Annotated in this window: 10 protein-coding genes; 6 read left to right on the top strand and 4 right to left on the bottom strand. The window is 39.4% G+C overall.

Annotation, left to right across the window (positions count from 1 at the left end):
• Positions 1–262 precede the first annotated feature (262 nt).
• Together ACH3PA_RS05385 and ACH3PA_RS05380 are read left to right on the top strand one after the other, a co-directional pair.
• Positions 263–721: a (2Fe-2S)-binding protein gene (locus tag ACH3PA_RS05385; RefSeq protein ID WP_416446459.1), complete on the top strand. Its 459-nt coding sequence runs from the start codon at positions 263–265 to the stop codon at positions 719–721.
• 10 nt (positions 722–731) lie between these two features.
• On the top strand, positions 732–2,921 hold the full coding sequence (locus tag ACH3PA_RS05380; protein WP_416446461.1) for a molybdopterin cofactor-binding domain-containing protein: 2,190 nt from the start codon (positions 732–734) through the stop codon (positions 2,919–2,921).
• A 4-nt stretch (positions 2,922–2,925) separates the two neighbouring features.
• On the opposite strand, the gene ACH3PA_RS05375 is transcribed toward ACH3PA_RS05380, so the two are convergent.
• Positions 2,926–4,320 carry a DUF5689 domain-containing protein gene (locus ACH3PA_RS05375; RefSeq protein ID WP_416446463.1) on the bottom strand — a complete coding sequence of 465 codons (1,395 nt, stop codon included), beginning with the start codon at positions 4,318–4,320 and terminating at the stop codon, positions 2,926–2,928.
• 18 nt (positions 4,321–4,338) lie between these two features.
• Entirely contained in the window at positions 4,339–7,170 is a 2,832-nt protein-coding gene (locus ACH3PA_RS05370; RefSeq protein ID WP_416446465.1) for a carboxypeptidase-like regulatory domain-containing protein, read from the bottom strand.
• Positions 7,171–7,258: 88 nt separating this feature from the next.
• Here ACH3PA_RS05370 and ACH3PA_RS05365 point away from each other — a divergent pair, with 88 nt between their 5' ends.
• Positions 7,259–8,317 (top strand): endonuclease/exonuclease/phosphatase family protein, encoded by a 1,059-nt coding sequence (locus ACH3PA_RS05365; protein WP_416446467.1) that lies wholly within the window; start codon positions 7,259–7,261, stop codon positions 8,315–8,317.
• On the opposite strand, the gene ACH3PA_RS05360 is transcribed toward ACH3PA_RS05365, so the two are convergent.
• Positions 8,314–9,285 (bottom strand): YihY/virulence factor BrkB family protein, encoded by a 972-nt coding sequence (locus ACH3PA_RS05360; protein ID WP_416446469.1) that lies wholly within the window; start codon positions 9,283–9,285, stop codon positions 8,314–8,316. The two genes, ACH3PA_RS05365 and ACH3PA_RS05360, sit on opposite strands and share 4 nt — an antisense overlap.
• 5 nt (positions 9,286–9,290) lie before the next feature.
• A complete protein-coding gene (locus tag ACH3PA_RS05355; RefSeq protein WP_416446471.1) occupies positions 9,291–9,737 on the bottom strand; it encodes a hypothetical protein in 447 nt (148 codons plus the stop codon).
• 129 nt (positions 9,738–9,866) lie between these two features.
• Here ACH3PA_RS05355 and ACH3PA_RS05350 point away from each other — a divergent pair, with 129 nt between their 5' ends.
• The 3 genes from ACH3PA_RS05350 to ACH3PA_RS05340 all read left to right on the top strand — a co-directional run bounded on the left by ACH3PA_RS05350 (position 9,867) and on the right by ACH3PA_RS05340 (position 12,555).
• The gene (locus tag ACH3PA_RS05350) at positions 9,867–10,451 is read left to right on the top strand and encodes a HupE/UreJ family protein (RefSeq protein ID WP_416446473.1); all 585 of its coding nucleotides are present in this window, start codon (positions 9,867–9,869) and stop codon (positions 10,449–10,451) included.
• 83 nt (positions 10,452–10,534) lie between these two features.
• Entirely contained in the window at positions 10,535–10,969 is a 435-nt protein-coding gene (locus ACH3PA_RS05345) for a deoxycytidylate deaminase (protein WP_416446475.1), read from the top strand.
• Positions 10,969–12,555, top strand: coding sequence for a S41 family peptidase (locus ACH3PA_RS05340; protein WP_416446477.1), 1,587 nt, complete (start codon positions 10,969–10,971; stop codon positions 12,553–12,555). The genes ACH3PA_RS05345 and ACH3PA_RS05340 overlap by 1 nt, the downstream gene beginning before the upstream one ends.

Here is a 12,555-nt window from a genome sequence, read left to right as displayed (position 1 = left end):
ATTAAAGCGCAATTTAATTTCTTCATGGTTCCTATTCTTTAGATCAGTTGGTAATACTATTCTTAAAGGAGTCAATTGTTTTTGAATAGGGTCTATTATTAAGACGGCATTATTTTGTAAATGTTACAGTATGAGGTGGTTAAATTTGAAAATAATGTAAAATTTAGAGGATCAAGATGTGATTTTCTTATTAACGATATAAGGTACAGCTAAATTTTGTAATTTTTAAAGGGGATAATCCTCTTAAATATATACAATAGCAATGAAATTAAACTTAATAGTTAATAATGAAGAACATGTCGTTGAGGCAGAGCCAGATACCCCGTTGCTTTATGTGCTGCGCAATCAACTACGTCTCAATGGTCCTAAGTTTGGTTGTGGTTTACAGCAATGTGGTGCCTGTTTTGTGCTGGCAGACGGCAATGCACTACCATCATGTGGTCTTCCTGTAGAGGCAGCTACCCAGCTTAAAATTACTACTATGGACGGTTTAGCCACAGCAGACGGGAAACTTCACAAAGTTCAACAGGCCTTTGTAGATGAGCAGGCCGCCCAGTGTGGGTATTGTCTTAATGGCCTTGTTATGGCTTCTGTAGATTTGCTTAGTAAAAACGCAGCTCCGTCAGAAGAAGAAATAAGGCAAAAGCTAGAGCGGAATATCTGTCGCTGTGGCATACATACGCGTGCGGTGAGAGCTGTTAAAAAGGCCTCACGAGATTAAAGCTAAAGATATGAGAAAGGATAAAAGGGGGCGTAGAAGTTTTATCAAAAATATGGGATTACTTACTGTGGGCTTTTCCTTAACGGGAACAAGTTGTGTGGGTACCACTGGCGAGTCTGGTGTAAAAGTTACAATTCCCGAAGACGATCACATAAATGCATGGTTACAGATATTAGAAAATGGCGAGATTAAAGTTTTGACCGGAAAGCATGAGTTGGGGCAGGGAATAAGCATGGCGATAAAACAAATTGCTGCAGAAGAACTTAATACAGATCCTCAAATGGTTACTGTTCATTTGGCAGAAACCGGGGTAACCCCAGATGAAGGTTATACTGCCGGCAGCCGTTCTATAGAATCAAGTGCTATGGCTGTGCGTAAAGCGGCTGCCTGTGCCCGTGAACTGTTGCTGGATCGGGCAGCTGCAAAATGGGAATTACCCGTAACTCAACTTTCGTTAGCAGATGGTGTAATATCAGCGGGAGGTAAAAATATTTCATTCTTTGAATTGCTCAATGGAAAACAAATAGATGAAAAGGCGTTTGAGCCTAAAGAAGTTAGGGGCAAAACCGTTAGAAAATGGGTGGGTAAACCTATTTTGCGCACAGATATTGAAGATATTGTACGTGCTAAGGAGGTTTATGTGCAGGATTTACGTTTTCCCGATATGGTGCATGCACGCATTTTGCGCCCCACCACTTATACTTCTAAATTAAATTCGCTTAACGCGGAAGCTTTAAGTGCAGATCCCGGCTTTTTGAAACTAGTTAAAATAGGCAGTTTTGTAGGGGTCATAGCAAAGGATGAATATCTGGCTATAAAACTAAAAAATAAGGCGAAACAGCTTGCAAAATGGGATCCCGGAGAAACTTTGCCTGTAGATATACCTTTAAAGAAATATCTTAAAACCATTCCTGCAGAAACAGAAACAGAAGAAGAAAATGGTGATTGGGAAGCTGCTGTAGATCGCGCATCAATTACTCATAAAGCTGCGTACTATAAACCTTATATTATGCATGCGGCTAATGGCCCGTCATGTGCAGTAGCTATTTATAAAGATGATAAGCTCAACATATGGTCGCATACCCAGGGGGTTTATCCTTTGCGGAAATCTATAGCCAGCATGTTAAATATGGCTGAAGAAAACATTCATATAAAAGCGGTTCCGGGTTCTGGATGTTACGGTCATAATGGTGCAGATGATGTTGCCGCAGAAGCAGCTCTGCTCGCAGTTAACTATCCCGGGAGACATATACGTTTACAATGGATGCGAGATGATGAACACGGCTGGGAGCCTTATGGTACAGCAATGATTATGGAGTTACAGGCTGGTCTCGATGCAAGCGGTAAGATTATAGGCTGGAAGTATGATTTCTGGTCAGACGGTCACAGTACGCGGCCGGGAGGTGATGCAAACAGCTTATTGCCCGCACGCTTTTTAGATCAGGGACACGGTGTGCCGGGAGTAGGTTATAAAGGGGGAGCAGTGCGTAATTCTTTTCCATATTATACTATACAGAATGTACAGACAGACTCACACATTTTTCAGGGGCCACTGCGTAAATCTGCCTTGCGCGGTCTGGGAGCTTATGCTAATATATACGCCATAGAATCATTTATAGATGAGCTGGCGCATAAAGCTGAGAAAGATCCTCTTCAATTTAGATTAATGCATCTTGATGACGTCAGGGCTAAAGAGGTGATAACGCGGCTAAAGAAAAATACAGAAGATGTTGATCGTGGTGATGATGAAGGATTAGGATATGCTTTTTCACGCTATAAAAACCAGGCTTCTTATTGCGCGGTATGTGCTCATGTCTACGTAGATCGATCTAATGGCCAGGTGAAGGTAAAAAAAATGTGGGCAGTAATAGATTCTGGTGAGTGCATTAATCCTGACGGATTCAAAAACCAGACTGAAGGAGGGATGATACAATCTGCAAGTTGGGCGATACATGAGGAGGTTCATTTTGACAAAAATCATATAACGAGTCTGGATTGGTACAGTTATCCCATTTTCCGATTTCCAGAAGCGCCAGAAACTGAGGTAGATGTTATTGATAGGGTAAAAGAGCCGCCATTAGGAGCGGGAGAGGCCGCGCAAGGTCCCGCTAGTGCTGCAGTGGTGAATGCAATTTTTAATGCTACAGGAGTACGCTTGAGGGATTTACCTGTAAATAAGGCCCTTTTGGTAAAAACCTAAATTCTTACTGTCCTGTTATTTTCACATTATCAAGTTCGTAAGTGCCGTCGTTTGCATCCCTGCCGTTACCATAATATTTAAAAGCGATGTAGATCTCACCGGTTTCGCAGGAAAGATCTACCAGCCCTGAGCCAAACCAATCACCAAAGTAATCATCATCCTGCGTGATATATGCGCTGGAAACAATACCCCAGGTTGCAGTTGTAATTGTTTCCGGGTTGCCATCCCAGTCTGTAGAAAAAAGAACTTCAAGATCGCTGCCATCTGCAAAACTATTAGATGTTTCAAAATGAAGTGTCGCTTTAGAAAGTGTATCTAATTGAATAGGCGGTGTGATGAGCCATGCGATAGAATTAGTATCGTCTGAGGAGTAAGAATCTATTTTTACCGAAATGCCCTGCGATGCATTTGCGCTTTCGGCTGTGTAAGCTTCCCATTCTGAAGAACCAGATTCTATAAAGTTGGTCCAGCCGTTGCCTGAAACGGGTTTGTTCTTTTTTTGATCTTTAAAATCATCCTGAAATAGAATTGTGTCTCCGGCAGTTGCAGCAAGTCCGCAAGTTAGCTCTTCGGGATCGCAGCGCTGCTCATTAGAAAAATCAATGTCTGCAGGTGAATTGATATTCACAACGAAAAATTCATCATAGAAGTCGCGAGATAGAACACCTTGTAAGCTCCCGCTTCCCTGTGGCAATAGCATCGCCCTAAAGTCTGAATATGTGCTTGTGCTCACTATCGTTCTGCCTCGACTATTGCAACTCTCAAGTAAACGCTCACCGTCAAACTCGTCTGTCGCTTCAGAAGCAAAAGTTTTTCTGTTTTCGCCAAGAGCGATTTTCCTGTTAAATTGAACGTTTTTTAACTGAATAAAGAGGTTTTCTAAGTCGTCTGAAAATTCGGTTATTTCAATTTCGAGAGGTATGATCTCTGCAACTTCTTCAGATCGGGTTATATATTCATCTATTAATGAAGCCTGCAAAGGAGCAATAGTACCATTATCACGTACACCTAACTGAACTGTACCGTTTACGATTGTTGCCGTGAGACTTTCAAGTTTTATATAAACCTTTCTGCCAAATTCATACTTTGTAAATAAGGGGTTCACATCTACCTGTAAAACGATTCCTGCTGTGGGATTTTCAGGTTTGTCCTGTAGAACGAGTTCTTCAAAAAAATTACCGGCTTCATCGTTGCTTATGACGTAGCCTTCTATAAAAATATCAGGATCACTAAATGTGAAAATACCATCTTCTACTTGTGCCAGATTGCCTTTTACGGCGGCTATAGAAACGATGTTTTCGGGCTTTGGCTGCTTTTCAAAAATCACTTCCGGAACTTTAAAATTGTCATCATGAACGCAGGAAGAGAAAATTAGGAGTAGAGCTATATATTTCTTCATTTTATTCTTTTTTAAATCTTAAAAGCGCACGTATGCGTTGAGATAATAGGTTGTGCCGTAACCCATAAAATAGCGATTGCCAAAGAGCGGCGTGTCACGTTCTTTTTCTTCAAGCAAACCACGATAATCGCTAATGCGAGAATCTTCAAATCCGCCGGTTTTGTAGACTGTGTTGAGAACATTGTTTATGGTAGCAAAAAAGCCCACAAAATAATCGCCTATGCGCCACGACTTGCCGCCAACTATATTGATTAAATTGTATGAATCGAGTTTTTCCTGTTGTAATAAACTTTTAGCTGTGTCGTCGTCATATTGATTTAGGGGCAGACCGTCTGAGTCTAATAAAAAAGCATCAGAGCGGCGTAAGTTGCTTACGTCTACATACGCTTTCGCGAAAGCATTAAATGTAGCGCCCACCCACCAGTAATCAGGATCCCGATATTCAAAACCAATTTGATACGCCTGTTCGGGGCCGCCGGCAATGTGGTAATTTTTGAGATTAGTTTTGCCATTTCCAAATGTGAGCTGGCCATCAATATCATCACTTGTATAATAGATATGCGGATTGTTATTATAGAATTTTTCGCCCAGAGCGATAGCTGTTTTAAGCTTAAAAGTGGGTAAAATCTGCATCTCACCTCCAAGTTCAAGACCTCGGTTTATTTGATCTATATCTCCCACAACCTCTTGTACAAATGCATAACCATCATCTACACCCTGCGCAGATTGCGTGTAGAAAAAAGAAAGATCATTGCCGTCTTGCTTGTTGATATAATAACCGGTTAGCCTGAGCTTAGCAAAAGGAGAACGGTAGATGTAACTCGCATCGATCGCATAAGTTCTCTCAGGAGAAAGCCCACTTGCAAGATCATTGTTTTGCCGCGAATTGCTAAATGTATTTCTAATACCCGGAGCTTTTGTGAAGTTTGCGATATTGATGTCTACCAATTGTCTTCCCGATATTTTATATGTAGCGCCGGTTTTTAGGCCAAAAGCGCCGATTTTTTTAGGTTCACTTTTCCCAAAAGATCTGTTGCCGGGGTAATAGCCATTTTCATAGAGACCGGTGCGTTGATAAAATCTGTAACCAATTTTTGCAGCGACGTAAAAATCAATTTTGCTGTATTTAAATTGAGCTTGCGCGAAAGCGTTTACATCTTCAGCTTTTATTTTATAATGGTATTTGTACTTATCTCCTTGCTGTACCAGTCTGTTTCTGTTTTGCAGATCACTTTGAGCAAGGTTGCCTTCTGTTAAGTAATTATCTTCGGCAAAACTGTCTATGTCGAGAAAGTTGTTGCCGCCCAAAAGATCTTCAAGGCGAGCGTAGTTCTCATTATTGAGATTTAGGTAATTAAAACCGGCATTTAAGACTATATTTTCGGTCATTTTAGACCTAAAAACGGAATTAAAAGTGAACTTTTTATCATTGGTAACATCTGCTTGTAGAGCATAAATACTGTTGCCGCCTTGTTGTGTAGCAAGAGTATTGGCAGCATACATCGCGTTCCAGTTAAGTTGGCCATTTTCTCTAAATTCTTCTTCGGCCAGATATGCATTTTGATAATCTACAGCAGTGGGATTTACATCTCTTAAAAAATAACTGGGCAAATTTTGATAATAATTAGGCGCCGGATTTCGGGCGCCGCCCACGTAACTTTCTTGTTCATCTGTCGTAACCAGGCGAGTCCCTCCATTCTCAATTCTTGTGTTAGCTGTTTTTCCAAATTGATAAGCAATGCTTGTGTTTAAAGTGGTGTTGTCATTTAAGGACCAGTAATGGTTTAGCATGATCACGGGTTCTTTAATTTCACGAATGCGTGAATTACGTTGTTCACCATTTAGGTATCCCCAATTAGGGTTATATTTTCTACCTTTTAGATCATAAACCTCATCTGTAAGCGCCGTACTTCTGCCTCTTCTATTAGCGCTGTAAAATGTGGTAAGATTTAAATTGTGTGCTTCATTAATCTTTTTTTCTGCAGAAATAAAAACAGAATTAGCGTCGTATAACGTGCCGTCTATATAGCCCTCATTACCAGATCTTCTTGATATCAATGTAGAAAATGCCCAGCCATTTTTATCAAGCCCCGTATTATAACTCGCCATAAATCTGCCCGTATATGTGCGGTTAGAAGAGGCATAGGATACGCGCCCACCTTTGCGATATTGCGATGCTCTCATGATAATATTTGTTGAACCGGCAAGATCACCAAATGTAGATTCGCTTGCGCTGATGCCTCTTGTAAAAACTCGATTGCGCTGGGCATCATTCAGTCCGCCCCAGTTTGCCCATTGTGGTCTGCCGCTGTAGAGTTTATTCATCTCTATATTATTGATCAGTATTTTGCCATCTTCACTATCAAGACCTCGGGGTCTAAAGAATGTTGCGCTGAAGTCATATGCAGCTGCATTAAGAAATGCATCTTTTGTCGCGGTAAGCAGTCCCGAAATATTATAATCTGCCTGATCATCATCACCGTTTAATTGATCGTCTGAAAGTGTAATGAGACCTATCTCCATCTGCTGATTAGTCACATCGATCTCTAACGGAATTGTTTGAAAATAGAGATTCTCCTTTTGTTCCAGCAGTATGGGGAGTCTTTGCGTTAAGTAACCTTCTTTCTGAATGATGAGTGTGTAAGGGCCAGATTTTAAGTCGGTTTCAAATTTGAAAGAACCATCTGTGGTGGTATAAGTGTTATAGTTGCCACTGTTAATAGTAACTTCAACTTCAGGAATAGGTTTAAAGGTTATGGCATCTACGATATTTCCACTTACGGTATAATTCTGGCTGTGACAGTATAGAGAAAAGGCGAGCAGAATGTATACGGTAGAAAATTTCTTCATAGGCAAATAGACCTTCAGATTATGCAATCTGAGTATCTGATTTTGATATAATTAGATATTGTATATTTGGTAATTATATAATATTTCAATGAAAAATTCAACGATACTGTTAATTATTATCATAATTAATTTTTATTCCTGCTTTTCACAAGCAAGAAAATTTAAGGTAGTCACGGTCGCGTTCTATAATCTTGAGAATTTGTTTGATACGGCAAACGATCCTATCACTTTTGATGATGATCGCACTCCAGATGGCAGTGATCACTGGACTGAAGAAAACTATCGCGATAAGCTAAACAATATGGCGACCGTGATCTCTAAAATTGGTAAATCTGTTTCTGGCGGCCCGCCTGCCCTATTGGGTGTTGCAGAAGTTGAAAACAGAAAGGTGCTTGAAGATCTTATTAATCAGCCGCAGCTGGCATCTTTCAATTATGGAGTGGTTCATTACGATTCGCCAGATAGGAGAGGGATAGATGTTGCTCTTTTATATCGAAAGGAGATCTTTACTCCGGTAAAAAGCAGCGCACATGAAGTAGAGATCTACGCATATGATGACGCTGCCAAACGGGCATACACAAGAGATCAATTACTAGTTAAAGGGGTTCTGGATGAGAGTGAGATTTATGTGATTGTTAATCACTGGCCATCACGTTCTGGTGGTGAAGAATTAAGCAGTGTAAGGCGTGAGGCTGCCGCTCAATTAAACAGAAAAATTGTAGATTCTATTTTAAATAAAAACCCCTATGCAAAGTTGATTACTATGGGAGATCTCAATGATGATCCTACTAATAAAAGCGTCTCACAAGTTTTAGGTGCTAAGCAGAACCGGGAATCGCTGAATGAAAAGGATCTTTACAACCCCATGTACAATATGTATTTAAATGGAGCCGGAACTTTAGCCTACAGAGATAGCTGGAATCTTTTTGACCAGATCATACTTAGTGCTCCTTTAATTGAAAAGGAATACGACGATTACACTTTTTACAGGGCAGGCATATTTAATGAGCCATTTTTAAGCAGTGCTTCAGGACAGTATAAAGGTTATCCTTTTCGCAGTTATGCAAATGGAACATACACCGGTGGTTATAGTGATCATTATCCGGTTTATGTTTATTTGATCAAAGAGGTAACTGGAGAAGATTAATTATCTTCCGGCGGATTATGTTTCAGTTCTTCGGCTTTTTTCTTGTCCTCTAATGCTTGCTTTTCTTTTTTTTTTAATTCTTCTAGTTGCTGTTCAAAAGCTAATTCTGCATTGCTACTGGGACGTATTCTATGTTTTGTAGAAAGTGCATATTGCACAGTGATCTCTGCGCCAAAAAATAAGATAAGACAGGTGTAATTTACCCATAGCAGTATTAATACGATAGATGCAGCACCGCCATAAACTGACGCAGGATTGTTTGATGTGAAATAATAACCCAAAGCGTATTCACCTATCAAAAACAGGATCGCTGTAACAGAGGCTCCTAGCAATGTGGTTTTATAGGTCATTTTTACATCAGGTAGTATTTTAAATATCGCGGCAAACAAGGCTGCAATGAATGCGAAAGAAATTAAGTACTTAAGCACATCTGCAAATACGGTCACAGAAGGAGCAACAGTTTCAAGATATTCGCTTAAAGCTGCCAGACCCGCTGAAATCACTAATGATACAAGAAGCATGAAGCCAAGAATCAAAACCATACCAAAAGATATAGCTCTATTCTTTACCATGGTTTTAAAATTCTGCTTCTTTTCCCTAACGTTCCAGATGTTATTCATCGCCATTTTCATGCGAAAAAATACACCGGTGGCACCATAGAGAAGCGCTGCAAGCCCTATTATAATTGTGACCCAGTTACCATCATTAAGAGTCACGTTGCTTATCATTTCTTCTATAGCCTCGGCAGAATCTGGACCAATATAATTACCTATTTGGCCGCTAATTCTTCCCTGAACGGCCTCTCTTCCGAAGAAATAACCCGCAAGAGTTGTAACAATCATTAATAAGGACGGCAATGAAAAAAGGGTGTAGTATGCTATTATTGCACTTTGTGCAAAAGGGTCATTTTTATCCCAGGCCAGATATGTTTCTTTAATAAAATTGAATATCTCTTTTAATTTCTTCATAAAATCTACTGGTCTTCTAAATAAGGTTCTAGTATAAAGTTTAGTTGGCGTACCGCTTCCAGATCCAGTGTGGTAGTGACTGTCTCTGCTGCGTCTCTTTTTGTTACTTCAGGTACTGGCAAAGCGGGATCTCGATCTGTGAGTTCGTTTTGTTTACGCGCTCGCTCCTGCTCAATTATTGCTTTTATTTTATTGAATGCATTTACGCTTATATTAATCATTGTATGATAACCTTGGTCATCTATTCCATCTATAGAGTTCTCTTCAGAAACGGGAGTATATTCTAATTTCCCGGGTCTTATGATATAGGTATTCCCCATATTGTCTAAATAGGTGTATATAGGCAGAGTATCCGGACTTTTCACCTCCAGATCTGCAGTTACCGGCTTAGCGCCACAACTTAAAAAGAGAGGTAATAAAATAAGGAAGTATACAGCTTTTACGTTCTTCAATGTATAGAGAATTAAATGATAGATTAAAATACGAAAGCTTTTGTTTGAAAGTTTTCGGTTTATCGTTAGTTTAACGTTTGTAATTGCTACTCCCTAAAATTGTAGCTTTGCTAAACCTCAATAAATTTTATGTCAGATTTTTGGTTCTACTTTAATATTGGGCTTGACCATGTTCTAGATTGGAAAGCCTATGATCACGTTTTATTTTTAACTGTTCTCACTGTTCCTTATTTGTTTAGAGACTGGCAGCGCGTGTTGCTGTTAGTGTCTTTGTTTACCTTAGGTCATACTTTATCTCTTTTGTTATCTGTTTATAACGTTGTGCAGGTAGACAGGCGATTGGTAGAGTTTTTAATACCTGTGACCATTTTTGTCGCTGCGCTGTACAATATTTTCACCTCAGGTAAAGGTTCTAAGAAAGATAAGTTGGGTCTTTTACTAATTACAGCCTTATTTTTTGGTCTTATTCATGGTTTAGGTTTCTCTTCATTTTTTAAACAGCTTACCGCCCATTTAGATAGTAAATTATTGCCATTGGGTGAGTTTGCTTTGGGGATTGAAGCTTCGCAGATTATCGTAGTATTTATAGTATTGGTTCTCAGTTTTATATTCCAGACAATTTTCAGATTCTCAAGAAGAGACTGGATGATGGTGATATCTGCTGTCGTTATTGGGATGGTAATACCTATGCTTATTTCAAATTATCCATGGTAAAGAAGCAAGTAATTGATGCGTAAGCGGTTTATGTTTTTTATATTCGCAATCGCATTAATATTTCTAGTAAATATCCACGGGATATGACAATTCCAGAAAAGCAATTAAAATACGATGTAGCCTATTTGCGCATGGCGCAGGAATGGGCAAAATTATCTTATTGCGAAAGAAGACAAGTAGGTGCTATAATTGTTAAAGATAAAATGATCATCTCAGATGGTTATAACGGTACACCTACCGGTTTTGAAAATATTTGTGAAGACGATGCCGGTTATACGAAGTGGTACGTGCTTCATGCCGAAGCAAATGCCATTTTAAAAGTTGCTTCCTCTACACAGTCTTGTGCCGGAGCTACATTATACATTACCATGTCGCCCTGCAAAGACTGCAGCAAGCTTATTCATCAGGCAGGTATTAAACGTTTGGTTTACCATCAGGGTTATAAAGACGAGAGCGGATTAGATTTTCTCGCAAAGGCAGGTGTGTCAATTGTAAAAATTGAAAACATAGATATTTAATGGAAGGTTACCACAAAAAATATCTGCCCCTGTTCATTGGTTCTGCGATTGCAATAGGAATTTTAATAGGAAGTAAATTAAACTTTAGTAGCGCGCCCAAAGTTCTTATTGGCAGCAATGCTAAAAAGGAAAAACTCAACCGACTTATAGATTACATAGATTACGAGTATGTTGATCCTATCAATACAGATAGTATAGTAGATGTCACCGTAAACGGTATTCTTGAGAATCTTGATCCACACTCGGTGTATATTCCATCAAACGAATTGCAGCAGGTTAATGAGAGCATGAAAGGCGATTTTGTGGGCATTGGCGTTACTTTTTACACCTTCAAAGACTCTATTGCTGTTATACAGGCAATAGAAGGCGGGCCAAGTGCAAAAGTGGGAATTAAAGGAGGTGACCGTATTGTCTATGCAGATAATGAGTTACTTACTGGTAGCGCTACAGATGACGACTCACTTACAAACAGACTTAAAGGGAAGATAAATACTACGGTAGATCTTAAGGTAAAGCGCCCGGGTAACCCTAAGCTTCTTGATTTTAAGGTTACACGTAATGTGGTTCCGTTAAAAAGCGTAGATGCCAGCTACATGTTAACAGATACATTGGGTTATATTAAACTCAATCGTTTTGCAGAAAGCACACCGGAAGAATTTAAAATTGCCATTAAAGCTCTTAAGCGAAAGGGAGCTACTCAGCTTGCCCTTGATCTTAGAGATAATCCCGGAGGTTACATTTCTGCTGCAGAAAGTGTAGCAGATGAATTTCTTGAAGATGATAAACTCATTCTCTTTACTAAAAATAAGACCGGTAAAATAGATAACTCATATGCTACAGATGAAGGAGATTTTGAAAATGGTAAGGTCTATGTACTCATCAATGAGAATTCTGCCTCTGCAAGTGAGATCGTAGCAGGAGCAATTCAGGACAACGATAAAGGAGTAATAGTAGGCAGGCGCTCTTTTGGTAAAGGTCTTGTACAGCGAGAAATGGAATTGGGAGATGGCAGCGCTGTGCGTTTAACTATAGCCAGATATTACACCCCAACAGGCAGAAGCATACAGCGTCCTTACGACAATGGTAACAAGGCTTATTATGAAGATTATCTTTCTCGTTATAAGAATGGCGAACTTAAAAGTATCGATAGTATAAAAGTAGATGACAGCCTAAGATACGTGACACCAAAAGGGAAAGTTGTTTATGGCGGCGGCGGTATAATACCAGACATTTTTATTCCTAAAGACACAGACTACGAGAAGGAAACGCTCAATTATGCCGTTAGATCTGGTTTTATGTCTCGTTTTGTTTTTGGTTTGCTTGAAGAGAACAGGCAGTATTACAATGGTTTGTCACTTCAGCAATTTAGAGATGAGGTAACTATCTCAGATAAAAATATTCAGGATTTTGTATCTTTCGCTGCAGAGCGTAATGTTACAGTGCGCGTACGTAATTATAAGAAGGAGCTTAAACAGTATATAAAAGCAGTAATGGCTCAGCAGTTATTTAATACTGATGTTTTTGAGCAGATGCTTAATGAGGGCAATCCTATGATAGAAAAAGTTATATCTCTTAGCAGGAAATAA

Origin of the sequence: Leeuwenhoekiella sp. A2 (assembly GCF_047946655.1) — a bacterium.
Lineage (GTDB): Bacteria > Bacteroidota > Bacteroidia > Flavobacteriales > Flavobacteriaceae > Leeuwenhoekiella.
This window is presented reverse-complemented; position numbering and strand designations above follow the sequence as displayed.

Excerpts from the sequence above, each read along its gene's own strand:
- ACH3PA_RS05385 (WP_416446459.1), top strand. The coding sequence starts at position 263 with ATGAAATTAAACTTAATAGTTAATAATGAAGAACATGTCGTTGAGGCA.
- ACH3PA_RS05380 (WP_416446461.1), top strand. The coding sequence starts at position 732 with ATGAGAAAGGATAAAAGGGGGCGTAGAAGTTTTATCAAAAATATGGGA.
- ACH3PA_RS05375 (WP_416446463.1), bottom strand. The coding sequence starts at position 4,320 with ATGAAGAAATATATAGCTCTACTCCTAATTTTCTCTTCCTGCGTTCAT.
- ACH3PA_RS05370 (WP_416446465.1), bottom strand. The coding sequence starts at position 7,170 with ATGAAGAAATTTTCTACCGTATACATTCTGCTCGCCTTTTCTCTATAC.
- ACH3PA_RS05365 (WP_416446467.1), top strand. The coding sequence starts at position 7,259 with ATGAAAAATTCAACGATACTGTTAATTATTATCATAATTAATTTTTAT.
- ACH3PA_RS05360 (WP_416446469.1), bottom strand. The coding sequence starts at position 9,285 with ATGAAGAAATTAAAAGAGATATTCAATTTTATTAAAGAAACATATCTG.
- ACH3PA_RS05350 (WP_416446473.1), top strand. The coding sequence starts at position 9,867 with ATGTCAGATTTTTGGTTCTACTTTAATATTGGGCTTGACCATGTTCTA.
- ACH3PA_RS05345 (WP_416446475.1), top strand. The coding sequence starts at position 10,535 with ATGACAATTCCAGAAAAGCAATTAAAATACGATGTAGCCTATTTGCGC.
- ACH3PA_RS05340 (WP_416446477.1), top strand. The coding sequence starts at position 10,969 with ATGGAAGGTTACCACAAAAAATATCTGCCCCTGTTCATTGGTTCTGCG.